The organism is Chryseobacterium indologenes (assembly GCA_016025055.1).
Taxonomy (GTDB): Bacteria; Bacteroidota; Bacteroidia; order Flavobacteriales; family Weeksellaceae; genus Chryseobacterium; species Chryseobacterium indologenes.
On the sequence record CP065590.1, the window covers coordinates 4583852 to 4609872 of the forward strand.

A 26021-nucleotide genomic window follows, 5' to 3' on the forward strand; every position below is an offset into this window, starting at 1 on the left:
TCTGAGTTTACCGTTCTGTATTCAAAGGTTTTGTAAATTGAGATACAAATATACTATTAAAACTAATTAAAAGTTTAGTAATACACTAATTATTTTATACGGTATAAAATTTGATGAATAATTAATCAGACTAATAATTATAATATGGATAATATAGAAACTGATCTCGTAGATCCGGTGAGAGACAAAAATATTATTGATGAATATTTCCGTTTAACAGTCAAAAAGGAATTGAATCTTGATATTAACCTCAGCGATGAATACGTCATTGCACAAAATATTGTCTCAAAAAAATTAATTCTCGTCAAAACATTTTCTGAGGTTATCATTATGAATCCGGACCTTTATTTTTTAATGCAGTCCCTGATTCATAAAATAAATACCGGACTTCTCAGCAAAAACCAAGTAACAAAAACGTTAGAACTTCTGAAAGACGGGGAATAAATTCATAAAGAAATCCCTCAAAAATTTGAGAGATTTCATATGGTCAGCCTGTATAGATTTTTTATGCCTGTTCTTTCATATGCTTGGCAACAATTTCTTCCAGATCATCCAGATTAAAAGGTTTTGAAACATAATCATCCGCCTGAGCTTCAGCTGCTAAAGCAACGATGTCGTTATTTGCCGTTACGTAAATCACGGGAATATGCCTGAACTCCTCATTGCTCTTAAGAAGTTTCGTCGCTTCCACTCCTCCGATTTTCGGAATCCAGTTATCCATAAGAATAACGTCCGGCTTGTACTCTGCAACTTTCTCAATAATATCATGAGACGTCTCTGAAATCTTGACATCATACCCGTTCTCCTCAAATATGATAGTCACGACTTCTAAAATAGCAGTGTCATCGTCAAAAATTAAAATTCTCTTTTTACTCATTTTATTTATATTGTCTTTATTCAGTTGTATGATAATCGATTGATGTAATCTGCCAAGTCAGCGGGTTTTATAATGAGATCATAATCAATTTCTTCTTTGGCATGTCTGGGCATGTAGTCCACTTCTGCGGTTTCCGGATCCTGTATCCAGACCTTTCCGTTGTTTCTCTTAATATGACTTAAACCTTCCACGCCGTCAGCATTAGCTCCCGATAAGAGGACAGCAATCATATTCTCGCCGTAAATCTCTGCTGCCGACCTGAAGGAAACATCTATAGACGGACGGGAATAATTCATCTTTTCCGAACTGTCGAGTGACATATTTTTCCTATTCTCAAACAATACGTGATAATCAGCAGGAACAATATATATGGTATTCTCCCTGACCTCTGTTTTATCTTCAATTTCTACAACCGGTATCCTGGTAAACTGCTGCAGTAAAGTCTGCAGAATATTACCTGACTGGGCTTTGCGGTGAAGTACCAGTACCATCGGAACTGTAAGGGTGTCATTCAATTTCTTGATCATCTCAATAATGACCTGCAAACTGCCTGCGGATCCACCGATGATGATCAGTTCTATGTTTGTTTGTGGCTTCATGGCAAAGGTATTAATGATGATCCAGCTTTTTCCAGATTTTCTGTTCTTCTACTTGATGATAATTTTCATCGATCGTGGAAAATCTAAGTGTTTCCTTAGCACCCAAAGCCAGAAAACCCAGATTTTCAAGGCTGTTGTCAAAGAGTTTAAAAACCCTTTCCTGCAGTTCTCTGTCAAAATAGATCAAAACATTCCGGCAGATAATCAGCTGAAAACTGTTAAAAGAACTATCTGATACGAGATTATGAGTGGAAAGAATGAGTTTTTCCTGCAAACTCTTATCAAATTTCACACTGTCATAATTGGCGGTATAATAATCAGAAAAGTCTTTTATTCCACCTGACAGGATGTAGTTCTCAGAATACAATTTCATTTGCTGCAGAGGAAAAACGCCTGCTCTCGCAGTTTCCAGTACCGAAGGGTTCAAATCGGTACCATAGATCAATGATTTATGGTACAAGCCTGCTTCTTTGAGCAGAATAGCCATAGAATACGCTTCTTCCCCTGTAGAGCAACCGGCGATCCAGACTCTGATCAGCGGATAGGTACCCAGCTGGGGTAAAATTTTCTCTCTTAAAGCTTTAAAAAAGGCAGGGTCACGGAACATTTCGGTAACATTCACTGTAACTTCCTCCACAAAACGTTTCAGATATTCCGGATCGTTCATGATCGTGTATCGAAGTTCAGCGAAACTTGTAAAGCGGTCCAGCAGGCAGATCCTGTTAACTCTTCGTTTAAAGGAAGCTCTGCTATAACCCGAAAAGTCATAGCCGTACATCTCATAGACATCGTTGATCAGGTGTTCTACTTCTTCATCTTTTACAATACTCGGTTCCAGCATTTATGTCAGTTTTTCTATTGCTGTTATTAAAAGATCCACATCAATTGGTTTAGACACATAATCGTTGGCCCCAACATCAATGCATTTCTGACGGTCTTCAGGCATAGCCTGTGCAGTAACGGCAATAACAGGAATATCTTTTATTTCTGGTGTACTTCTTATGATCCTGGTGGCTTCATAGCCATCAATTCCGGGCATCATCATATCCATCAGGACCACAGAAAACTGTGAGTCCGACTTCAGGATATCGAAAGCTTCCTGAGCCATTATACAGCTTTCAATAGCATATCCGCGAGCCTTTAAGGTAAGCTTTAATGCAAATATATTGCGTGGATCATCATCCACAATTAAAATTTTCTTTTTCATCAGAATTTTATCTGTTTAACTTTCATATAACCAAACGCGAAGTAATGACAATAACTGATCAATATCCACCGGCTTGGAGATATAATCTGAAGCCCCTGCAGTGATACATTTTTCACGTTCGCCGATCATCGATTTCGCCGTCACTGCTATAATTGGCAAGCGCTTATAGGCTGGCATCTTCCGGATTTCTTTTATGGTATCGTAGCCGTCCATTTCCGGCATCATCATATCCATTAAAATCACATCAATATCAGGGTTTTGCTGAATCTGCTTAAGAGCATCTTTACCATCCATGGCAACAATGACATCAACTTTGTACTTTTCGAGTGCTTTGGTTAACGAAAAAATATTGCGGACATCATCATCGGTAATCAGGACTTTTTTCCCGCTCAACACTTCGGTTAAAGATCCTAATACTCTTCCAGAATTATTTTCAGGGGAATTATTTTTTTCTTCCACCAAATGTAAGAATAAACCTACTTCATCCAGGATTCTCTGGTATGAATGTGCTGTTTTTACGACGATAGAATCTGCGTATTGTTTTATCTTCAGTTCTTCTTCCCTGGATAGGTTTTGTCCTGTGAAAATAATAATCGGAAGGTTTTCAAGTCCTTCATTACTTTTTATGGATTCAATAACCTGATATTCGTTTCCTTTTGAATTTCCGATATCCAGAATGACACAGTCCACCGCATCGGAGGTTAAGGCTTTTACGCTGTCTTCGACATTGTGTTCCACGGACAAAGAAATATTAAAGTTGCTGAGGAAATATGACAGAGCACTGGCATGTTTAGCGTTTTCTTCAACGATTAATACTTTTTCAGGCCCTTTCTTAAGGGCATCTTCAATTTTTCTGAATACATCCGTCATTTTATCGAGAGCAACCGGCTTATTGATAAAATCGACAGCGCCTTTCATCAGACTTTCTTTTTTGAGATGCAGTACAGACATCATATGAACGGGAATGTGTTTGGTAGCAGCATGAGATTTTAGCTCATCCATTACCTCCCATCCGTCTTTTACAGGAAGCTGAACGTCAAGCAAAATTGCATTCGGCTTATACTTCTGTGCAGCAGACAGTCCATGGTCTCCGCGTACAACGACAATTCCTTTATAATTTTGCAGATGGGCATATTTTAACAGCGCTTTTGCAAAATTGATATCATCTTCAATAATCAGAATAACTCTGTCGCCATCCTGGATATGGTCTCTGTCATCGGCTACATCTTCAGGAATTTCCGGAGAATTCAGGTGAAAATGCTCTGTATCTTCATCTCCGAGAATATGCTGAATTTCTTCTACATCTTCGCGGATGATCTCTACCAGATCCTGATCTGTCTCGTTGTGAACAATTTCGGTAACGGCATGTACCGGAATGATAAAACTGAACTCACTGCCTTTGTTAAGTTCACTTTTCAAAACCAATTCTCCTCCAAGAAGTCTTGCAATTTCTCTGCTGATAGACAGTCCTAAACCGGTACCTCCAAATTTTCTTTTTGTGGATCCGTCTGCCTGCTGAAAGGCTTCAAAAATGATTTTTTGTTTATCTTCAGCAATTCCTACTCCCGTATCTTTCACGGAAAACATAATAAAATTGGCTTTTTCAGCATGCTTTCTGATATGTAAACCAATGCTTCCCTGCGTGGTAAATTTCAAAGCATTGGACAATAAATTCCTCAATACCTGATCGATTCTCAGACGGTCGCTTTCAATTACCTTCTGAACATCCGAATCGATCTGAATATTAAACTGAAGTGCTTTTTCCTGAAATACGGGGTTGAAAAGACTTTTTAAATCTTTTACCACTTCCTCAATCACTACATCCTGATATTCAAGGGTCATTTTACCGGATTCTATTTTTGCCAGATCAAGGATTTCATCAATAAGAGTTAATAAGCTTGTCCCTGAGCTTTGAATCACATTGGCAGATTCAATCTGGTCTTCATTAAGATTCTTATCGGGATTTTCGGCCATCAGTCGGGATAAAAGCAGAATCGAATTGAGCGGAGTACGCAATTCATGGGACATATTAGCCAGGAATTCGGATTTGTATTTGGTACTCAGGGCCAGCTCCTCCACTTTTTTCTGAATTTCATTATTACGTTCGGCAATCAGGTGATTTTTCTCTTCCAGTAATCTTGAGCGCTCTTCTAATTCTGCATTGGCCTGCATCAGTTCTTCCTGCTGCACCTTTAATTCTTCCTCTGAAGCCTGAAGTTTCTGTGTCTGTGCTTCCAGTTCGGTGTTCAGGTTTTCAAGCTCGGAATGCTGAACCTGTAATTCTTCGGATTGTGCCTGGGTTTCTTCCAGTAACTGTTGTTCTTTTTCCCTGCCTTTTGCAGCGTTTAGAGCAATTCCTATGTTGATGCAACATTCTTCAAAATAACTGATTCTGTCTTCGTCAAAGTTGGATGTGGATCCTAATTCCATTACGCCAATGGCATGGCCGTCTGCAAAAACAGGAATTAAGAGTATGCCGTAGATCTTGATAGAGCTGCTGGCAAAGGTTACGACAAAATCTTCCTGATGAAGATTGTTATAGACCTGTGTTTTAGCATTCATAAAAGCCTGGCCCACCATTCCTTCTCCCGGCTCAAATACCTTTTTCATATTCGCTTCCAGTCCAAATGCTTTATTAAGCTTCAGAAGACCTTCGTCATAAAGGTATAATGATCCGTTAATACACTTTCCGTAGTCGATAAGCTGGCTTAGCGCTCTGTCTGAGACTTCTTTCACCGATTTGTTGCCCACAAGGGATTCATTCAGTAAAGCAAGGCCTTTCTGGCGCCAGTCGCTTTTATTTATTTTTTCAAAAGAAGCTTTCAGGGATTCAGTCATATGATTTAAAGACTCTACCAGGTCTCCCAGATCATCTTCGGCATTATCAACTACTTTTTCACTATAATCGCCATTGGATACCCTGTTGGCAATTTTTTGGATAGCGCTTACACGCCTTGTCATTTCCTGATCTTTATCTCTCAGTATTTTTTCAAGCTCATCCCTTCTGATAAGGTCTGCCCGCATTTTAAAGTAGAAAAATGCCGTCACTACCACCGCTGCTACGGCCGAAAAAATGATAAAAAGAACAGTTGTATTGGAAGATCTGCTTAAGTCTTTATTCTTGAATTCAACCTGATTTTCTTCGTATTGTATAAAATCACGAACCAGCTTACGGCATTCATCCATATTTACTTTACTGGTGATGATCTGCTGTTGGGTCATTATAATACCTCTTCGTCTGTTTTCAACGAGATTTTTCAGATTATTCATTACCTGCCTAACAGCTGTTTTTAAAGCGGTAAGTCTTTCCTGCTGATTTTTATCCTGTACGCCTAAAGATTCAGCAAGCACCAACGCTTTTGAATATTCTCTTACTCCCCGTTTATAAGGTTCCAGGAAGTCTTCACGACCGGTAAGCTGATATCCTCTGTTTCCGGTTTCGGCATCCAACAGAGCAACCAAAACATCTTTTACAGCCGTTACCGAACGTCTGCTTTTGGAAAGACTTTCCCTGTGATTCATCTGGTTTTGAATACTCCAATAGGAAGCCACTGAACTTGCTATTAAGATCAAAAGCGAAAGACCAATTCCGACCTGGAGGTTCCGTATAATTTTTTTTGGCATAAAATCAATTTAATGGTAAGGTAAAGTAAAAGGTAGAGCCTTCATTAATAATACTTGAAACTCCCACACTTCCGTGATGTTGCTTGATAATTTCAGAACAGATAAACAATCCGATTCCCATCCCCTGGAATTGCAGTGAAGATTCTTCTACACGGTAGAATTTCTTAAATACGGCTTCCTGTTTGAAGTCAGGGATACCGATTCCAAAGTCCGTTACGTTGACTCTTACTTCCTGGGCTTCCTTATCCACAAAAGTAGTGACAATCACCTGGTTATTATTGGGAGAATACTTGATGGCATTGGTTAAAAAGTTGATAAGCACCTGTTCGATCCTGATTTCGTCAAGCGGAATCAATATATCCGGTTTTACACCATGGCGTTCAATTTTCACTTTATTTTCATCATGAGTCTGAAGAATGGTATCAATTGCATTACTGATGACATTTTCGAGATTAACCGGTTTTTTATTAATTTTCAGCTTGCCGTTTTCAATTTTGGAGACATCGAGCAGGTCTGTGATCAGCGTATTGAGTTTTTCAATCTGATTTTGTGCTTTTGCTACGAATCCTGCCTCTGAACTGTCTTTATCCAATTTCAGTTTCCTGTCAAGCAGCTGAATGTAAGCTTTAATGCTGGTTAAAGGTGTTTTTAATTCATGACTCGCAATGCTTAAAAACTCGTCTTTTTCCTTCTCGGCCTTCTTTTGCCCGTCAATATCGGTGAAGGTTCCTACCCAGTTTTTAATATGGCCTTCATCATGCACCGGAGTAACACGAAGCAAATGATATCGGTAATCTCCGGAACGTACATTTTTAATTCTCACTTCCAGCTCCAGAGACTTTCCTCTCTTTCTGGCTCTTTCAAACTCTTCCAGAATGTCTAAATCATCGGGATGAGTTTTGGGAAAATGTTGCTCGGAATCTGAATAGTCGTACCATTTGCCATTAACAAAATCAATGTTTCCATCTGCCTTTACAGTAAATGCAATCTGAGGAAGAGATTCCAGCATCAGATGAAAATGGTCAAGCTGAGACTTCATTGTCACCTGGGATTCCCTTCTTCCTTTTACTTCAAGCTCCAGGTTCTGCTGCGTTTTTTTCATCGCAATATTCTGTTCCTGAAGGTTATAAAATGTTTTCACCTTCAGCAATAGAATTTCAGGATCTACCGGTTTTGTCACATAATCTTTAGCTCCGGAGGCATAACCCCGTGTTATAAATTTTTTATCTGTATTAACGGCAGACAAAAATATAATGGGAACTTCTTTGGTTTTACTGTAATCAGCCAGCGTTTCAGCTACTTCAAAACCATCCATATCCGGCATCTGAACATCTAAAATAATCAGAGCGTAGTTATTTTTTAGTGCTTTACCAAGAGCCTCTTCACCGGAACCTGCTGTATCTACATGGAAATCCTTAGATTCAAGTAACTTTTGCAATGAATACAGGTTACTTTGGTTGTCATCAACAATTAAAATCATAGAAGTTAAAATCAATAATTAGTTATAGCTAATTTAGCTTCAAAAATACTGACAATATTTCAAAAAACAGTAATTTTTAAATTATTATGAATAGGCATTTCATACCACATTTTGCAATAAAAATATGAATGGCATAAGGATTGAAATTGTTTACTGTAATTTTTAGAAAAAATTTTATCTCCGGAAAAAATACGACTATGAAAAAAACAATCAGCTGCATGAATATCGATGAAAATATTCTTCGATCATTTGGTGGAGAAAACATCAGATTTAAACCGAAAGAGTTTATTTACAAAGAAGGTGAGCATTCGCTTTATTATTTTCAGATTACCAGCGGAAAAGTAAAGCTGAATACATTTCATGAAAGCGGAAAAGAATTTATTCAGAATATTCTGGGCAAAAATCAAAGTTTTGGAGATCCGCTTTTGTTCATCGACAGGCTTTATCCTACTAATGCGGTAAGTCTGGAGACTACGGAACTCATCAGAATGCCGAAAAGTAATTTTTTGCAAATGCTCAAGGAAAACCCTGACATTTCTCTGGAAATGAACGCCTGCTTATCCCAAAGACTGTATTACAACAGTCTGATGGTACGCCATATGGCTTCTTCGGATCCGGTTCATCGTTTACAGGGTCTGATGGAATATCTGAAAAGCTATTATGACAAAGATTGCCAGCAATGCTTTCCGGTAGAGCTCACCCGCCAGCAAATCGCTGACCTTACGGGCTTAAGAGTGGAAACAGTAATAAGGACCATCAAAAAAATGGTCAATAATCAAACGATAAAACTTGACGGACGGAGGATTCTTTATTAATTCGAGGGGATCATTGAATTTACTTCATCATTCTACTGATCAAAGAACAGAAAGCTAAGGATAAAATAGGTCTTGTAGTCAACGAGAATGACGTATGGATTTTAGATAATAATACCGTATGTCATTATTTCCGTCTTTTCTGCATTCTTTTCTTCCTGTGAAATAATCTTCCATAAGATGATGTGTCTGGAATATTGTATAGCCAGTTTATGCACTCATTTAATCCGGGATCATATAAAAGTAAACCACATATCGTATGAATATGTGGTTTACTTATATGAACATTAATCTTCCTGCTCTGCTTCAAAATTGATATAGTTTTCGGCGATTTCGGTAAGATGTTCATCTGTATCTTCTTCTTCCACTAATGTTTGTTCCAGAAGATCTGCAGCTTTGTCATATCCAAGGGTAAGGGCAATCTGAACGAGCCCTCCATAGGTTGCAATTTCATAATGTTCTACTTTTTGTGCTGCGATTATCAAAGCAGCATCGCGGGTCATTGAGCCGTCGTCTGTAGATTTTATTATTTCTTCCCCCTCTTTGATGATCCCTTTTATTGCTTCACATTCTTTTTTCTCAGCTTTTTCTTCGAGGATTTTAAATACTTTTTCCAATCGGCTCACATGTTTTTTGGTCTGGAGCTGGTGATCTTCAAACGCATCCTTTAATTCTTCTGTGGTAGCTGCTTCCTGCATTTTATCCAAAGCTTCTATAATGGCATCTTCAGCAAAATAAATATCTTTTAATGCTGAAAGGAAAAATTGATGAAGGCTGGAATTTTCATTTGTTTCAGTATCTGTCTTGGCCTTTGTGGCTGAAGGTTTCTTGGTGGTAGCAGAAATGCTTTCCGATGCTCCTGTTATGCTGTTGGTGTCTAATATTTTCGTTGCCATAATATTAATAAATGTTGTATGAATTAAAAAGATTACCTCTTTATAATGAGTAAAGAGGTAATCTTATAAATGGTTTATGAATTGTTACGTCTGCCGCCAAAACCGGATCTTCCTGACCCTGATGACCTTCCACCTCCGTGGGATGCCTGTCCGCCCATTCTTGCAATTCTGGTACGTTCTGCTTTACTCATAGATGCAAAACCTCTTCGTGAAGTACCGTTACCTGAGTTTGAGCCACGACCTGAACTGTTACCGTTACCGGAACCGGATCTTGAACCTCCTCTACCGGAGTTTGAGCTTCCTGAATTTGATCTTGAGCCTGAACCTGATGATCTTCCACCTCCATGAGAGGCTTCCCCACCCATTCTGGCAATTCTTGTACGTTCAGCTTTGCTCATAGATGCAAAACCTCTTCTTGAAGTACCGTTTCCTGAAGAAGATGATCTACTCCTGCCGCCTGAACGTGAGCCAGAGCCAGAACCGGATCTAGAGCCAGAACCCGAACGTCCGCGGGAACCTCCTCTTCCTCCTCCGGAAGTAAATCTACCCTGGCTGTCTCTCTGCTGATTTCCATTTCCTCTGTTTCCACGGCTTCTTCCACCCCGGTTATCATCGTCGTCGTCATCATCATCTTCATCTTCATAATCGTCGTCATCATAATCGTCATCATAATCTTCGTCATCATCGTAATCTTCGTCGTCATCATAATCGTTATCGTAGTCGTCATCAAAATAATTTTCATAATCTGAGAAATCATCATCATAATCTTCATCCTGAGATGCATCGTTATACCCATGATCATATCCTAATTGATAAACTTCCTCAAGATTACTTGATGAATTTGATCCTCCTCTTGAACTGCGGTTTCTTGAATTTCTAGTGTTCATAACTGAATTTTTTATATTAATATTTAGTGATGATTATTGCCAGCCGTGACTAGTATTAGACAGCAATAACAGTTGGATGTTCTATCATTATTTATGTAATGCCCGACCTTATGGCATTTTTCAAAAAGACCGCCGAAAAGAAAACTACACGGTCTTTTACATTTAGATTAATGATGTGTACGTAAATACTCCGTAGACAACATAGGTATTATAAGTACTTTCATAGTAAATAAATTTTGTAATGTGTGTGAGTCAAAGGTAGAGACTTCAGACCTCACGCTTTATGATTACTATCATAATAATGATTTATTTTTCACACATATACCACAAAAACTCATTTTTAACATAAAAATTAACATTATGATTGTACTCATAATGCATAAAATACATTATCAATACATTTGATATTACTAAATTTTCATCATTACTTTTTGTTCTAGCACTGATAAACCCTCCTTTTCCGGAGGGTTTATTATTATACAACTCACCCTGATATATCGGACTTATGATCACGATCATAGGCTGTGATTTTAAAGTTCTGTAGCTTTGATATTCATTGATATTGCAGCTAAAGCTTTCGGAAATACTTATATTAGGGATTACTGTCGACCAGATGATACAGACAGCATTACAGTCCATTAAACACCTTTAAAATAAATAATATGAACAATGAAAAAACAGTGTCAGTACTCAATGATTTACTGAACATTACCAACGACAGGATTGAAGGATTTAAAAAAGTGGAAGATAAGGTATGGAATACCCACACATCACTAAAAAGCGACTATGATCAGATGGTAGCACAATCTCAGGTTATGAAAACTGAACTCATCAGGCTCATCACTGAACGCGGAGGCAATCCTGATAATACGACAAGCACAGCTGGTGCATTACACCGAGCATGGATTGACGTAAAGAATTCGTTCTCCGGCGATAAGACTGAATCTACCTTAGAAAATGTAGTTTTTGGAGAAAAAGCAGCGATTAAAGCCTATGAAGACGCTTTAGACAGTGGTGATCTTTGTCCTCAAAGCACAACGGTAGTGAGTGATCAGCTTCATCATCTTAAATCTTCCTACAGAAAATTTGAAACCCTGGAAGAAAGCAAATAAATAAGACTTACAGAAAAAAATACGTGAGCCGTGATACAGCTCACGTATTTTAATCAATATCTTAAACCTTAAAAGTTTATAATTTTTGAAGTCTAAGATGATTTGTGATGGTATTGACAACCTCCAGCTTCCCTATTTCTAATTTTTATTTCAAAATTTTGCTATGTATATTCTGGAAAAAATTTGGGGTATAGGAACTTCATTAGATACCGTTCAGATGGGAACTCGCGGAATTGCTGTGTTTATCATTGCGCTATTGCTAATACGGGTTTCCGGTCGCAGATCTTTTGGAATACGCTCCCCGTTGGACAACATTATCGTCATTCTTCTTGGCGCCATTCTAAGCCGGGCGGTTGTTGGCGCTTCTCCCTTTATACCTGTGGTCTCTACCTGCCTGATGATTGTATTGCTGCATCGTTTCATAAGTTGGCTTAAAATAAAAAAAGCATCTTTTAACCATATAGTAGAAGGAAAAAAGATATTGGTTTTTAAAGACGGACAATTTTTATTTTCCAATATGAACAAAGCCCTTGTATGTAAAGAGGATATTTTACAGGGTATCAGAAAATCAGCTTTAACTGACAATCCGGAACTCGTCAAATATGTTTATGTAGAATCTACCGGAGAAATCACAGTCGTAAAGAAAAACGTCTAAATGATTATATAACAACATAATAAAGTTATAAAATAATATTACAGCTACTACTTTATTTATATTCAGAAAAAAATCCCATTAAAAAAAAACATATGGACAATCAGAAAAACATATCAGTACTCAATGATCTGCTTCATATCATGAATGACAGAATTGAAGGTTTCTCAAAAGTGGAAGGAAAAATCTGGGAAATGTACCCCGATATCAAAGATGATTATGACCGGATGATTTCTCAGTCCAAAATTATGAAAAACGAACTCATCAACCTGATTATCGAAAAAAAAGGAAGTCCCGAGGATTCTCCTTCCATCAGTGGTACTGTTCACAGGACCTGGATTGACATTAAAAATTCATTTACCCTAGGCAACCTGGAAAATTCTACGTTAGAAAATGTGGTATTTGGTGAAAAAGCAGCCATTGAAGCCTTCCAAAATGCAATAGACAGTGGAAATCTTAGTGAAAAAGACATCAGCATCGTCTCTGAGCAACTTCATCAGCTGAAGCAATCTTATGATCAATTTAAGAAAATTGAAGAATATAAAAAGAAATAATAAATAACCTGCCGAAAAGATACGCCTCATTGCCCGGATATCATTCGCAATATAGCATAAGAACTCCCCTTAGAAAGAGGAGTTCAATATTTGATATAAGATAATATTCAGGGAATTCAATAATAAAAAGATATTATTGACTCGACCCATTATAAAAACACATTATTTCACGGCAGCTTTAGCCTTTTCTGATTCTTTTAAATGATGTTCTAGTATCGGAAGGGTTTTAGACGCAAAGGATTTCAGTGCCGTTTCTGTACCTTCAGAAGCTTCTTTTTTAAATTCTTCTATATCTTTTTGGTGGTCCGACACCATAAGATCTGCATAAGCCTTATCGAAATCTTTACCTTTTTTAGCTTTCAGGTCATCATACATTTTTGTTTCTCAGTATCAAGATTTGCCGGTAAATTATAATTTACTGTGGATGCCCACTTTTTGAGCTCATCATTAGCCTGAGTATGATCCTTAACCATCATTGCTCCTAATGCTTTTACCGCTGGATTAGAAGCATTGGTTTCTGCCAGTTTGCCAAGCATAACTTCCAGCATCCCTCCTTTTGCAGCATCATCTGCAAATTCCTTATCCTGATCGCTGAGAGAATTGATTGTATCAGTTGGGGTTGAGATCTTCGTCGAGTCACTTACCGTCATCCCTGATTCAGCTGATGGAGATACAGTGGTATTTCCGGAAGACGGGGTTTCGTTTTTTTGCAGGCTACCAAAGCGGCCAAAGCAAAAATTGCTACAACAAAATTTTTCATAATAATAAATTTAAAGTGGTGATTTTTAAATACTTCCATTTAAATCAACAATTAATCTGCCAAACTCATCAAGCTTGTACTACGCAGAAAGAATTTCCTTCCGGATCTAGCAACACCACATAATCAGCGTCCTGTTCATAATTCCAGCCTTCCATTTTCGTTGCTCCGATATTCAGTAAACGTTTTACTTCATCTTTTTGATTTTCAGTAATGAGATCCATATGGTGTCTTCTAGGTTCGTCTGAAGCAGTCAGTTTCAATGACAACTGCATACCCGGACCGGAAATGGGAATCAAAATTGCAAAGTCAGGTTCAGGATCAGATTTTAATCGATAATTTAAAGCTTTCGACCAAAAGATAATCGCTCTCTCGAGGTTTTTTACACCCCAGACTATTGAAAGAATTTTTAAATCCATATCATTTAATTTTAATTTGTTTTAAAAGACAAGTTAACCCTCACAATTGGAGCAAAAAAAATAATGCAAACCTGGTGTGATTTATTATGATCATGCTCATATAATTGTAGAGAATAAATAGTGAATTTTGAGTCATTAAAATTCTTACACCTTAATTTAATATTATATGAAAAATCTGTTCTTATCCATTATTGCCATGTTTTTTTTGATTTTGGCATGCAAGAAAAATGACGCACAAAACAATGTGTCTGTTACCGATTCAACCACAGTGCAGAAAAGTTACACTGATACTGCAACTCCTACGCCGCAAAATTCTGCGGACAGTACAAGGGCCAAAGATAGTATTAACACCAAAACCCACATAGGAGGCAGAAAAACCAGTAATAACAACACAGGAAATGCCAGTGGTAACATCAATGCTGCGGTATCTGACAGTGCGCATCCTCAAAACAAGAGCAAATAAACGATCACATGTAGAGCATAAATAAACTAAAGATATATATTTATTATTTATAGGCTCAAGCACAAAATAAAGCCAGAATTCTGAGAATTCCGGCTTTTTATCTATACATAGTGTTTTGCTTAATCGGTTTTCTTAATAAAATTCATTTGCTGAACAGTCTTTATTTTGAGAATTATCCATATTTTTTTCTTCATTTTTGGATAATTAAAAATAGTTGTACTCAGTAAAATATAAATTTTATTAATCAAAATCTTCTTTTTGAACAAAAAAAATTGATTTCACTTCTTTTTTCAGAATCTGATTTTATACTTCTCTCTTTAGTGATATCTCCCTACAGAAGAGGATTCAGAGACGTGTAGTATGTATGTAGATGTTAACTAAAAGTTAATTTACAAAAAAAATTAAATGTAAAAATGATTTTTTATTATAGATTTGAATAAGAATAATTAAATTATATCGTTATTTCATTGTCAATTATATTAAGATTTACCCACACATTTAACTAAATAAAACATTACAATTATGGAACTACACAAGAAGATCCTGTTTGGATCATTTATTTCACTTGCTATGATAGCATGTAATACTAATGAAAATGTAGAAGAAAAATCCGCGGAGGTACAAAATGTATCAGAGCTGCAAGCGGTACCAAAAGCAGATATCCCCGCAGGTTTTGAAAATACACAAATGTGTAAAGATGTTTATCTTCCGGGAGAAGGTTATATTCCCGGAACGGCCTCTAAGGGAGCAGTCGTTACCAGTAAAAAATGGCCTAACGGTACTGTTCTGACAGTACTTCTGTCCGGTGGTACTACCAAGGTACGCAATAAAGTAATGCAATATGCACAACAATGGTCACAGTATGCTAACATTACTTTTAAATTTGTCACCAGTGGATCGGCACAGATTCGTGTCACTTTTACATCCGGAGCAGGCTCTTATTCATATATCGGTAAGGATGCTCTTAATATTGCATCCAATAAGGAAACGATGAACTTTGGCTGGTTCAACGACAATACAAGTGATACAGAATTCAGCAGAACAACGATCCATGAATTCGGACATGCTTTGGGTATGATCCATGAACACCAGCATCCTTTGGCGGCTATTCCATGGGATAAGCCAAAAGTATATGCCTATTATGCAGGATATCCGAATTACTGGACTCAGGCTCAGGTAGATAATAATCTTTTTGCAAAGTATTCCACTTCACAAACACAATATAGTGCTTACGACAAGTTGTCAATTATGCACTACAGCATCAGCTCTGATCTTACTACAAACGGATTCAGTGTAGGAAACAATACGGTTTTATCTGCTACCGATAAGCAGTTTATTGCATCGGTATATCCGAAATAAGAAATCAATTTAGTCAACTATTGGTCTACCTTGTGTATGCAGGGTAGGCTTTTGTGTTTACACAAGTCCATAAAGAACTTTAGATTCTTTTGAAATATAACAAACCCTCGCTTTTGCAAGGGTTTGCTCTTATTGTAAGATCAAAATAAGGTAACATATCAAAAAAACCTTAAATCTATTTTGACTTTAAAATTTCAGCGAAGTCATCATATCCTATTTTTAAGTAATTAATATTATTTGTCTGATAGTTTATCACAAAGCACTCTTCACAATAATCATTAAATTTAATTACATATTTTATAGTTGAATGACTCTTTAGTAATAAAATTCGATTAAAACCAATAGGACATTGTGGTCTCGGCCGATATTTTTGATAACTAGTTCTAAAAAAAATAGAATCAATCGTCGAATTGGCAATAATCGATCTTTTTAAACTATAATTTAATTTTGCCATTTTAAAATACAGAATACCGTCAGATCTGTAATCCCTATATAACTTATTATTGCTTGCGTCAGCATTCCATGGCTGTCCGTTATATTCATAAAGTTCAATAACATTATATCCGTTTGGGCTTTTATAACTTTGATTGCATGATAATAAAATCAAAGGAATCAAGAAAAAAATAAGCTTTCATATTATTTATTGTTTATACCTTTAAGATCTTTGGCGTTAGGTTTCCAATTCCAATTATAGCTTTTAATGATTTTTCCACTTTTATATACATTCCAGCTTCCTTTTTTTCCTGTTTCTTTATTCCAGGTTCCAATTTCTCCATTTTTATTATAAAAAACATTTTGGGTAGCTCCAACAACTAATTTATCTGGATTTTCTCTTGATATTATATCCGCTACAGAACCTTCTCCTGACCCTGCAAAACACCCATGTAAAATTATATTGCCACCTTTATTGTCTAGAAAATCAGTACTGACTTTATCAGATTTCAGCAAACTTTTAAGCTGTTCAGTATTAAATTTTGCAGAAAATCTTTCACCTTCTTTTTCTCGTTTGTCATACATGGATAAATACGTTCTGTTTTTAGTATAATATCCATGAGAAAATATATGTGTTGTATTTTTTTCAGATTGCTGATTTAAAGCTGCAACAGCTATATATCCTCTGGCATCTGCATCATGTCGTTCTTCAGAGCTCATATTTTTCGAATACTTTAACGTTGTAAAGTTTTCATTCATTAAAACTCCTTTATTAACAACATCTGTCTGTTTTCCATTAGGGTCAACATATTTAATAGGATTTTGATAAGTATAAATATAAGGGTTAAGATTCCCCCAGAAATATACTCCTCCATTATGTTCTCCATCCCCATAAAATTGAGTTTCCATTACAGGATTATAAACAGCCAGCGGATCCACTCCATACCAGATACTCAATCTCGGATTATAATATCTTGCTCCATAATAATACAGTCCTGTATCTTCATCCAATTCCTTTCCATTGAACTTGTATGGATTGTTATAGGATCCATCCATTTGTTCCAGCATGGTTTCTCCGAATGGTAAATTTAAGAAAAATTGTGTTGTATCCCCGTGAGAGTTGGTTACAAAATTTGCTGTTCCCAAATGATCTCCATGCAGATAATATAAACCTGTATGTTGATATTCCTCTCTTAGTTCAACAGAGACGTTTCCTCCTAAATCCGTTTTCTCAAGATACGTTTTAAAATCTGCTTCTGCATCCGCTTTCTTTTCAGGTTTATCTCCTGCTGTTCTATTAGTGTATAAAACGGATGGGTCTTCAAATCTTCTGGTATCATCGATTAGTCTGCTTGCAAATCTTTTTGAGCCATCATAATAATGTTTCGTATACTGACCTGAGGAACTCACTGTTATATATGGATTCGGATACAGTTTATAATCAATCAATCTTAAATCATCGATACCTACAGGTGCTCCGTTCTGGTAGAGCTGCGCCGGAACTTCCAATCCGTATTTAATTGCTCTTTCCCCTTTGTCATCATAGGTATAATACTGATAGACTCCTGTATTATCATTATAGAATGCCCGCATACGGTCCTGCTCATCCCAGAACATTTTTCTTGTTCCGTTCGGATCTTTATGCTCAATGACATTTCCATTGTAGTCATAACCAAATAATTCAATATTTCCGGTTGAAGCGTCATCTACCCTATCAAGTTTATGAGTACTATCAACATATTTATAATGGTTTTCATAGGTATTTTCAGCTACAACAACCTGGTCTCTTTCGTGATGCTGTCTTTTTCCGCTAATACCTCCAACATTATTGTAATGCATCTCAAGTTCATACGTTGACTGAGCAAAATTAGAAGTAGGTATCGGTTGATTTTCACCATCTAAGATGATTTTCCTTGTTCCTGTTCCAACCAGCCTGTTTAAGGTGTCATAACCGAATTCGAAATCAAAGGCTCCTCCCATACCATTCCCCTGAGGATTTGCAATGTTTGTAATTTTAACAACATTTGAATACTCATCATATTTGTACTTATTCTGCAACATTTGAGAAGACGGGCCATTTAGATTATAATAATCCAGTCTCCTGTTAGCGGAATTGTATCCGTATGACTGAGAAGTTCCGTTACCGTAAGTAATTGCTAAACGCTGATCAAAATAATCGTAGTTGGCATTGTTTATATAGGTTTCTCCGTTATTATTATTCACAGATTTAAGCATTCCGCCTTTATCATAATGGTAAGAAACAATCTCATCATCCGGATACTTGATTTTCGTAATACGATTCCAACTGTCATAGTTAAATGAAGTTTTAAAATACATCTCAGGGATATGATACCCTCGTATCACTCTTACTTCCGAAAGGACTTCACCCATTCTTCCGTACGTATATTTTGTACTTCCTGAACCTTCGTCTTTAATACGAAGTCTTCCTGCATTATTCCCCGGTGTTGAAGGATAATATTCGTAGGATACATTGTTTGGATTGGGATCGCCGGATGGCAAGTCAGGTAAAACAATTCCCACCAACCTGTTGTAATCATATTTATACTGGATAAAGTGTGTACTGATACCAGGATCATTAATCAGGTTATCAGTTTCTAATTTCACCAGATTTCCGGAAGGATCATATTCATAAGTAGTTCTTCCTTTATCAGGATGCTCCTGCAGAATGCGTCTTCCGGCAAGATCATAAGAATATCTTGTTTTAATTCCTTCGGGATCTCTTACCTCGACAAGTTCACCAATTGTATTGTACCCGAATAATGTTGAAAGCGGCGTAGAGTCCAGATAATCATCTTTCTGTACTATTTTTCCTTCTGCATTGGTGTAGGTTTCCGATTTTTGGTTTGATGTCTCCTGTGTTGTTTTGAAGAGTTCATTATCAATACCATAATTGGTTTTTGTTGTCACACCATCTTCATCTGTAAATGAAACTACTCTATCCCGGCTATCATAAGCACTATTCGTAGAAGCACTATTACTTGCGGCATTCAAAGCCTGATTCGTCAACGCTTCCATTACAGGATGGTATTGTTTAACTGCTCTTCCCAGATCATCATACACTGTTCTTCCTGATACTGATCTTGATTCATATCCGGACCATTCAAAATCTTTTTTCGTTTGTACAATTCTTCCCAGGAAGTCAGAATAGGTATCTGTCATGATGGTATTACCTGAGCTGGCATATTCCGGATCGTAATTGGAAGTAGAGGCTCTATACAATTTTATGGCAGAATCGCTATTGAGAATATCTGCATGATCAAACCAGTATCTATACTTTACGGTCGGAACTGTAGCTCCACTGGCTATTTCATTTGGTCCCATGATCGTTCTCGTTCTTCCGAAACCATCATAGGTAAAGACCATAGCATTTCCTCCTGTATCAACTTTTCTCGTTACAACATCGAAAAGCGGGTTATATGTTGCTGATGATTTAATATTGAAAACATCTTTAACCTCTGTCACATACTTGCCTGTTACGGCATCATCATAGGTATAATTAATTGAATACCTTTGTACAGCGCTTGTGTTGCTGTTTTCCGGATAGGTAACTTTTGTAATGTTTCCTGCATTATTGTAATTGACGTCGGTAATGATATCAACAGATCCGTCAAACATTTTATATCTTCCCACATCGCCGTTGCTCAAATTGATATTTTCAGCACTTCTTTTTCTTAATAATTGTGAATTGGTAGCTCCTTCATACACCTCAACAAGGGTAGGAACTCCAATAATATTATTATCAATAGCCTGATATGTTATTCTGGTATTATAAGATGTGGAAGGGCTTGTATACTGATACTTTTCAACAAGGCCTTTTGTGGTATAAGTAAATTTTTCTTTAGTAACGATACTTCCCCCGGATTCATAAGCTGTTTTCACTTTTTCATCCAGTAATGCGATGGCCATTTTTCTCCCTTCTCTACCGCCACTGTCATAGTCAAAAGGTAGATCTGAGCTTAGATTGATCAGTGTCGTACTATACATAAATTTTCTCAATTTGTAATTATACTTCACATCAGATAAATAGCTTCCATTCCCACTTTGTACGGTACTCTGCTTAATTAAACCATTTAACAAATAAGTATTATTAAAGTATAAATCAGTAGAGAGTCTTTCCGTTGAACCATTATTGATCTCTTTTTTAATGACTGTATCAAACCCGAAATCTTCTCTTTCTCTTCTATCATATTTCCTGTTTCGGAACTCATATCTGGTTTGCATTTTAGACCCGCTCTCCGTTGTATAACTTTTTGAAAATGCATCGGGATCTAAAATGCTGATGTCTTTTACAATTAACTTAGCATGTGGATTGTCATAATTTGCTCTGGAGATCTGGTAATCCATTACGAAGGTTCCTTTTGAGAAGGAATTAGTAATTGTTTTTAATTTGTTTGTTCTTCCTATTTGCGAGTAATTAACGATAAATCCACTGTTTGTATCCTGAACTAAATCTGTAAATCCGTCACCATTCATATCCCTGAATGTTTTTCTTGTTTCGGTAACATTCATTCCCAGGTTTACATTGGCACCACCTCCTGCTTTAATCCAAAGAATCAATACAACGACAGGTGGAATAAGGGTAATGGGCCCCATGTTGAACATATAGTTTGCACCGAAAGAGAAGGATCCGTTATATGATCTGGTTTCGTCAGAAAAGTCAATATTTCCTCCGCTTTTTATCAAAGGCATTCCGGTATCGAATTTATTTCCAAGGTTGTACCTTACTGTTGTCGCACCGTTTGACGCAACCTGAAGAAGATCAATCAATCCGTCTCCGTTTATATCTTCGTATACCACATCCGCAGTTCCTATTGAGGCTGAAGCACTTACACCGGCACTAATCCCAAATCCAAAACTTGACAAAGCCCCCAGATTGGCAGAAGATCCAAGCCCTCCACCCAAAGAAATACTAGCACCAGCTTTTGGGTGAGAACGATAAGTAAGGATATTTGGATAAATTGAGGCTCCCCCTAAGCTTTTGCCCAAATTTAAAGCAACTCTCATATATTGGGTATTCCCTCCCGTGACCCTGTCAGGAAGCCCGTCTCCATTAATATCCATCCAGAATGATCCGCCTGCATCATAAGAATCATAATACTGATTAAGACTGGCACTTACCGATGCACTTCCGGACCATGGAATTCCGGTATCAGGCTGTGTGGAAGTTCCATTACTGCCATGTGCTCCGATTCTTCCTGTTACTGAGAATGCATTATAAGAGAATCCGGCAGAGTTATTTTTTTGATAACTTAAAGACTGGGTTGGCTCTCCGTACGAATTAACCTGGATATCTTCCAAACTTCCTGTAGCGTTGGTAAATTGCATCGATCTCGGATAAACTATATCAGGATATCCATCACCATTCATATCAGAAAATGTCTGATTTTCTACGCTATAATCAAGGTCGGTTATCGAGTTTCCTCCACTCACAGGACCTAAGCTTCCCCCTTGTGTTTTATTTCTTGCCCTGCTTCTTTGATCTTTGTTGATAGCCTTCATGGTAGTATCTACAGAAAGCTGACCTGAAACATATGTTGTAGGGACTGCCGTTGGTACGGTAGGAACCGGATCAATAAAATAACTTACATTGTCGTTAGTACTGAAGCCACCACCTGATGAATTTTGGCCAGGTGCCGAACCTGCCCAAACCTCCATTTTAAATCTACCGACTCTTGTAAATGCCGGTTTCATCAATATTACAGATGAGAAAATTGCATTATTACCTGCATTGGGGTTCGGTGTTTCATTTAAAATACAATTTACCAAAGCATCGTGATTATTAGCAATACTCGGATCTTGGCATGCCGGATATGTATTCTGATTCGCGGTTGGCGTATCAAAAGCTCCATAATTAATAGGCCACCCATACAGATAATCTGAAAGGTTACCCGCTTTGTACACAAATTGCCCCCAGTTATTAAAAAAGAAAGATTTTGTATTATACATTGCAGTATTAACAGCTGTAGCAGTAGTAGTGCCATACAAATTGACATTATCATAATATACATTAAATGGTCTTCCTGAAAAGTATTCAGAATATTTATTAAATAATGCATAATCTCCTCCTGTTTTACAGTATACCGCTACCGTTACCAAATGACTAGTATCACCTGGAAAAAAAACAGATTCTCCTGTATAAAATACAATAGGATTAACCCCAGAGACAGGTTGGCCAGCTATCATATCTTCTTCAATAAGAGTATTATTGGTATGAGAAACAATAACCCTTCTTTTAGCAAGAACCTGGTTTCCTTTCTTGATGATATAATAGAATGAGCCTGTTCCTAAACTGGAGAAATTGGTAACATTTTTATTAATCTGGATCCCAAAATTATAGCTGCCGCCTAGTAAAATATTGTGTGGAACATTGTTGATATCCAATTGGGGTTCTAGTTTTGTAACAACAAAAGATGGATACTCTGCAACGCCCTGCCAATTAGCAGTCGCACTGCCAGTACCATAATTTACGGAAGCGATATAATTGACCGTGATATTATTCCAATTCGCACCGCCAAAATTGGTAAAAGAATCAGATTCAACAATAAATCTAAGATAAACAGGTTCACCTGCATTTACTGTTAGATTTAATGTATGAGCTTGTGTTATAAGATTCGATTGATTATAAATCTCAGGAGTAATTAAATCAGTAATGGTTCCTGAGTTAACCTTTTCAGTTACCACTCTGAATTTTACATTATCAGATAAATAAGGGAATGTAAAGGACGGTATAGTAATAGCAACAGTTCCGGGAGCATCCAGAAGAATCGGTGCAGAGGCATTGTTTAGTAAAAAATTATTGCTGTAATCTCCGTTATTTAATAGAAACTGATCCTGAGACAATTCAGTTGTATTGAGAATATCATTACCATGTTGATCTACATAAGTAATGATAGGATTTGAATATACAGGAATATCCTTAACTGTATTTTTATGCACTCTCACATAAATCTTCTCTCCACTTTTTACAAACAATCTATCAGGATTATTGATACCATTCGGAATAGCATAATTAGAATCTACCTCAACGGACTGCATTTCAGAATAGAAGTCATTGTATTTGTTGATTACAATATCCTGGGCACCGAACGTTGAACGAATTTTCTTTAAATATATTCTGGTATTCGTAAAAGTATCTGTTGTTCCACTCATCGGAGTAGGATTTTTTATCTCGACACTATAATACATTGAGCCAGACCTATCAAACGGGCTTGATTCTATTGAAACAGTATCCGCAAACCTGACATACCCATCTTTTGGTGCTACCCATACTTTTACAACATCATTAATATCAATCAGGTTTTTTACCGGTTCCTCAGGGCAAGGATACGGATATTGTCCCGGATCTCCACACTCTCTTACCGGAGCCTGGATTGCCTTTGCTTTTACTACCATATTTTCTGTGTACTCAGAATGCTGAGTCATTTCAGATTTTCCGGAACTGAATCTGTTGAACCATACCTGTCCATCGTTGACAATATCCATAAGACCATCGGAATTGGCATCAATCAGATAAGTCTTTGTGGTACCTTGAGTTGATGATCCGATTTCAGATTTGCTATAAACCATTGCTCCCATATCCCACCCACTATTACTGGTACTGGTTTCTGTGTAATTAAAATCACCTCCGGTATAATTTCCGATTCGCTCAGATTTATTAAAACTCAGATTTCCTGCATCATCTAATTTCCCGGTTCTCAGGTACAACCCATCATCAGGAACCCTGTAGATCATATCCTGGATACCATCTCCATTGAAATCTACCAACTGCTGAGCATTTCTTGCTTTTGCCTTCGAGCTTCCAAACGGAAAACCAAACATCAGATGTCCATAAGGATCACTTGAAGGTGTATAGAAATTTAATCCCGCGGCAATTCTGGCGTTAAATCCGGTTTCAGAACTGATGTTTCCATTAATTTTAGAAGGAGTAACTAAAGATCGTACGAATCCTGAATACGCTTCTTTATCATTCTGGAGACTTATTCCGGTATCAGGGCCAAAGATTCTAACATTTCCCTGCGCGTCTTTTACATCATCATAGTATTCAAAAGTATAGCTGTCTGAAATTTCGTTACAAGTAGGCTCAATACCACCAGGACCACCGCCTCCGCCGCCGGTTCCGTCATCCATATCTCTTTCTCTGCTTGCAGTGCCTGTATTTTCAGTCTTTTGGGTTTCCGAATCTTTACCATCACCGGCAGATTTTGCAAGAGGAAGCGTTGTAGAACACGGATTATTCGGGACAATATAAATTCTCTTTAAAAGTGTTTTAAAGAACTCGCCTTCAATGTAATCCATTTTATAGGTTCTGACCAGCTCGGTTTTGTATTTTACCTCAACACTTTTTAGCAAATAAGGTTCCGATCTTATCATCCCCTGTTTTGCATTCGTAGTCACATCCTGTCTGGTAATGCTTGCTTCTTTGTTGAAGTTGACCGTATAATCTTTATTTTTCCCGTAAGCGATCTTTTTAATCTGAAAAAATGTTCCACCGCCTCCGGATTCATTATAATAGGTAAACTCCATCGTATTACCATGGGCATCTTCTACCATTCGAAGTCCCCAATGGGCAATACCGCTTCCTGAATAAAGCACAGCGTCTGATGAACCTCCATAATATCTTTTGGTTCCGTCGGTAGAGGTCACTTTCCATGTGTAATTATTGGGGCTCGTTCCTATTCTTTCAATAAGGGTAAAATCGTGATTCTTTCTTAAGTAAAATTGCTTTACACTATTATTGCTGTAAGAAGTTCTTAGCTGCTTTTCTGTAGTAATGGCTGCATTGTTTTCACTTACATCATTATGCCTGTGAGGAAGATATTCGTTGGGATATACGAGCATCTCACCATCTAAAGAATATAACTCTGTTTCCTTACCTCCGTCAAATACCGGTGTGCCCCATCTGGCATCAACCGTGATGGCTGACAAACCATTGATATTCCAACCATCTCCCATCCATCCGTTTCCTCCTGCACTGGTGTAGCCAATCGATAGTGAAGGTTGTAATCCTCCAATCCCTGAAGGTACACGGATTGGGTAATTGGCACTGGCATCACCTTTCTGTGTTGCTGTAGGCACTTCCATCAATTGTAGGCCCGCTGTTGGATCAGCAGCTTTCAATCCGCTAATGCTTGTTGGAGCAAACGCTTCCAGTTTTGAAGATTCCGGAACCGAGATCACTCCATTAATATAGTCGGTGTCTCCTTTTGTTTCAACAGTAACGACTTTTTTATCGGTGTCAACCTTACTTGTCGGGTCAACACGCCATTTTTTTGTGGTGTAATCAAAATAAAAAGCCTTTAATTCTTTTGCTGACCTTGCTCCTAATTTCTTTTCATCATAAGGGAATGAGAAAGTCATCATTTTTGTAAATCCTCCCAGCTTGTTTTCTAAACGATAGGCTGTAGAATTTGCTGTCATGTTTTTAATCTCCCCGGAAATGGCGGGATAATCTTTCTTTCTTAGTTTAAGAATCTGAACACTTGCAATATTTTCTACTGAATTTTTTTCAATAGAAAGTGTTGCCTTTTCATACACCTCCGTATGTTCCGTATCTTTTGAAATACTGATAACAGCGGGCATATACTTTTCTTCACTCAACGTCTTGAAAGAAGATGTATTTTCAGGAATTTTATATTCTTTAACTCCGGTTGAGCCGGCAATCCTAACAAAACCTTTTGCTTTATCAGATTCTGACAATTCAATTAAAGTTTCATATTCACCTTTTACAGATGTTATCGATTTATCATTAATATGTACTGATCCGTTTTCAACACCTTTGATGTAAAGGTTATTGCCTGATAATAATGATGAAACATGATCTGTTGATGTAAAACTGTTCTCAAAAACAATCTTTACATTTTTCACCTTATA

At 37.3% G+C, this 26021-nt stretch carries 19 protein-coding genes; 7 read left to right on the forward strand and 12 right to left on the reverse strand.

The features are described from left to right. The first annotated feature begins 144 nt into the window (after positions 1-144). Positions 145-444: a hypothetical protein gene (locus H3Z85_21195; protein ID QPQ51712.1), complete on the forward strand. Its 300-nt coding sequence runs from the start codon at positions 145-147 to the stop codon at positions 442-444. Positions 445-505: 61 nt separating this feature from the next. Here the strand turns inward: H3Z85_21195 and H3Z85_21200 are convergent, their stop codons facing one another. From H3Z85_21200 to H3Z85_21225, 6 genes are read right to left on the reverse strand one after another with little or no spacing between them, the layout of a single operon-like run. Beyond that, on the reverse strand, positions 506-877 hold the full coding sequence (locus H3Z85_21200; protein QPQ51713.1) for a response regulator: 372 nt from the start codon (positions 875-877) through the stop codon (positions 506-508). A gap of 20 nt (positions 878-897) precedes the next feature. Continuing rightward, entirely contained in the window at positions 898-1476 is a 579-nt protein-coding gene (locus H3Z85_21205; GenBank protein ID QPQ51714.1) for a chemotaxis protein CheB, read from the reverse strand. A 10-nt stretch (positions 1477-1486) separates the two neighbouring features. Next, on the reverse strand, positions 1487-2317 hold the full coding sequence (locus tag H3Z85_21210) for a protein-glutamate O-methyltransferase CheR (protein ID QPQ51715.1): 831 nt from the start codon (positions 2315-2317) through the stop codon (positions 1487-1489). Continuing rightward, complete coding sequence (locus H3Z85_21215; GenBank protein ID QPQ51716.1) at positions 2318-2683, reverse strand: response regulator; 366 nt, start codon at positions 2681-2683, stop codon at positions 2318-2320. Between the two features lie 15 nt (positions 2684-2698). Continuing rightward, on the reverse strand, positions 2699-6307 hold the full coding sequence (locus tag H3Z85_21220; GenBank protein ID QPQ51717.1) for a response regulator: 3609 nt from the start codon (positions 6305-6307) through the stop codon (positions 2699-2701). Positions 6308-6311: 4 nt separating this feature from the next. Beyond that, positions 6312-7787 carry a response regulator gene (locus tag H3Z85_21225; protein ID QPQ51718.1) on the reverse strand — a complete coding sequence of 492 codons (1476 nt, stop codon included), beginning with the start codon at positions 7785-7787 and terminating at the stop codon, positions 6312-6314. A gap of 218 nt (positions 7788-8005) precedes the next feature. Here H3Z85_21225 and H3Z85_21230 point away from each other — a divergent pair, with 218 nt between their 5' ends. Next, complete coding sequence (locus H3Z85_21230) at positions 8006-8602, forward strand: Crp/Fnr family transcriptional regulator (protein QPQ53970.1); 597 nt, start codon at positions 8006-8008, stop codon at positions 8600-8602. A 284-nt stretch (positions 8603-8886) separates the two neighbouring features. Here H3Z85_21230 and H3Z85_21235 read toward each other — a convergent pair whose 3' ends face one another. Further along, positions 8887-9495, reverse strand: coding sequence for a ferritin-like domain-containing protein (locus H3Z85_21235; GenBank protein ID QPQ51719.1), 609 nt, complete (start codon positions 9493-9495; stop codon positions 8887-8889). Between the two features lie 74 nt (positions 9496-9569). Further along, entirely contained in the window at positions 9570-10382 is an 813-nt protein-coding gene (locus H3Z85_21240) for a hypothetical protein (protein QPQ51720.1), read from the reverse strand. A 662-nt stretch (positions 10383-11044) separates the two neighbouring features. Between H3Z85_21240 and H3Z85_21245 the strand changes: the two genes are divergently transcribed. The 3 genes from H3Z85_21245 (at position 11045) to H3Z85_21255 (ending at position 12700) form a co-directional block, all read left to right on the forward strand. After that, entirely contained in the window at positions 11045-11494 is a 450-nt protein-coding gene (locus H3Z85_21245; protein ID QPQ51721.1) for a PA2169 family four-helix-bundle protein, read from the forward strand. A gap of 163 nt (positions 11495-11657) precedes the next feature. Further along, on the forward strand, positions 11658-12149 hold the full coding sequence (locus tag H3Z85_21250) for a DUF421 domain-containing protein (GenBank protein QPQ51722.1): 492 nt from the start codon (positions 11658-11660) through the stop codon (positions 12147-12149). A 92-nt stretch (positions 12150-12241) separates the two neighbouring features. Then, positions 12242-12700: a PA2169 family four-helix-bundle protein gene (locus H3Z85_21255; protein QPQ51723.1), complete on the forward strand. Its 459-nt coding sequence runs from the start codon at positions 12242-12244 to the stop codon at positions 12698-12700. A gap of 162 nt (positions 12701-12862) precedes the next feature. Here H3Z85_21255 and H3Z85_21260 read toward each other — a convergent pair whose 3' ends face one another. The 3 genes from H3Z85_21260 to H3Z85_21270 all read right to left on the reverse strand — a co-directional run bounded on the left by H3Z85_21260 (position 12863) and on the right by H3Z85_21270 (position 13876). After that, on the reverse strand, positions 12863-13075 hold the full coding sequence (locus H3Z85_21260) for a DUF4142 domain-containing protein (protein QPQ51724.1): 213 nt from the start codon (positions 13073-13075) through the stop codon (positions 12863-12865). Further along, positions 13060-13350: a DUF4142 domain-containing protein gene (locus H3Z85_21265; protein QPQ51725.1), complete on the reverse strand. Its 291-nt coding sequence runs from the start codon at positions 13348-13350 to the stop codon at positions 13060-13062. The genes H3Z85_21260 and H3Z85_21265 overlap by 16 nt, the downstream gene beginning before the upstream one ends. A 178-nt stretch (positions 13351-13528) precedes the next feature. After that, positions 13529-13876, reverse strand: a complete 348-nt coding sequence (locus H3Z85_21270; protein QPQ51726.1) for a VOC family protein — start codon at positions 13874-13876, stop codon at positions 13529-13531. A gap of 166 nt (positions 13877-14042) precedes the next feature. On the opposite strand from H3Z85_21270, the gene H3Z85_21275 reads away from it, so the two are divergent. Next, positions 14043-14339, forward strand: coding sequence for a hypothetical protein (locus H3Z85_21275; GenBank protein QPQ51727.1), 297 nt, complete (start codon positions 14043-14045; stop codon positions 14337-14339). Between the two features lie 522 nt (positions 14340-14861). Continuing rightward, entirely contained in the window at positions 14862-15698 is an 837-nt protein-coding gene (locus tag H3Z85_21280) for a peptidase M12 (GenBank protein QPQ51728.1), read from the forward strand. 636 nt (positions 15699-16334) lie between these two features. Here the strand turns inward: H3Z85_21280 and H3Z85_21285 are convergent. Beyond that, positions 16335-26015: a hypothetical protein gene (locus H3Z85_21285; GenBank protein ID QPQ51729.1), complete on the reverse strand. Its 9681-nt coding sequence runs from the start codon at positions 26013-26015 to the stop codon at positions 16335-16337. Between the last annotated feature and the right edge of the window lie 6 nt (positions 26016-26021).

Coding starts and splice junctions, on each gene's coding strand:
- H3Z85_21205 (QPQ51714.1), bottom strand. CDS start 1,476: ATGAAGCCACAAACAAACATAGAACTGATCATCATCGGTGGATCCGCA.
- H3Z85_21230 (QPQ53970.1), top strand. CDS start 8,006: ATGAATATCGATGAAAATATTCTTCGATCATTTGGTGGAGAAAACATC.
- H3Z85_21225 (QPQ51718.1), bottom strand. CDS start 7,787: ATGATTTTAATTGTTGATGACAACCAAAGTAACCTGTATTCATTGCAA.
- H3Z85_21210 (QPQ51715.1), bottom strand. CDS start 2,317: ATGCTGGAACCGAGTATTGTAAAAGATGAAGAAGTAGAACACCTGATC.
- H3Z85_21195 (QPQ51712.1), top strand. CDS start 145: ATGGATAATATAGAAACTGATCTCGTAGATCCGGTGAGAGACAAAAAT.
- H3Z85_21235 (QPQ51719.1), bottom strand. CDS start 9,495: ATGGCAACGAAAATATTAGACACCAACAGCATAACAGGAGCATCGGAA.
- H3Z85_21275 (QPQ51727.1), top strand. CDS start 14,043: ATGAAAAATCTGTTCTTATCCATTATTGCCATGTTTTTTTTGATTTTG.
- H3Z85_21265 (QPQ51725.1), bottom strand. CDS start 13,350: ATGACGGTAAGTGACTCGACGAAGATCTCAACCCCAACTGATACAATC.
- H3Z85_21200 (QPQ51713.1), bottom strand. CDS start 877: ATGAGTAAAAAGAGAATTTTAATTTTTGACGATGACACTGCTATTTTA.
- H3Z85_21215 (QPQ51716.1), bottom strand. CDS start 2,683: ATGAAAAAGAAAATTTTAATTGTGGATGATGATCCACGCAATATATTT.
- H3Z85_21270 (QPQ51726.1), bottom strand. CDS start 13,876: ATGGATTTAAAAATTCTTTCAATAGTCTGGGGTGTAAAAAACCTCGAG.
- H3Z85_21255 (QPQ51723.1), top strand. CDS start 12,242: ATGGACAATCAGAAAAACATATCAGTACTCAATGATCTGCTTCATATC.
- H3Z85_21250 (QPQ51722.1), top strand. CDS start 11,658: ATGTATATTCTGGAAAAAATTTGGGGTATAGGAACTTCATTAGATACC.
- H3Z85_21260 (QPQ51724.1), bottom strand. CDS start 13,075: ATGTATGATGACCTGAAAGCTAAAAAAGGTAAAGATTTCGATAAGGCT.
- H3Z85_21240 (QPQ51720.1), bottom strand. CDS start 10,382: ATGAACACTAGAAATTCAAGAAACCGCAGTTCAAGAGGAGGATCAAAT.
- H3Z85_21220 (QPQ51717.1), bottom strand. CDS start 6,307: ATGCCAAAAAAAATTATACGGAACCTCCAGGTCGGAATTGGTCTTTCG.
- H3Z85_21245 (QPQ51721.1), top strand. CDS start 11,045: ATGAACAATGAAAAAACAGTGTCAGTACTCAATGATTTACTGAACATT.
- H3Z85_21280 (QPQ51728.1), top strand. CDS start 14,862: ATGGAACTACACAAGAAGATCCTGTTTGGATCATTTATTTCACTTGCT.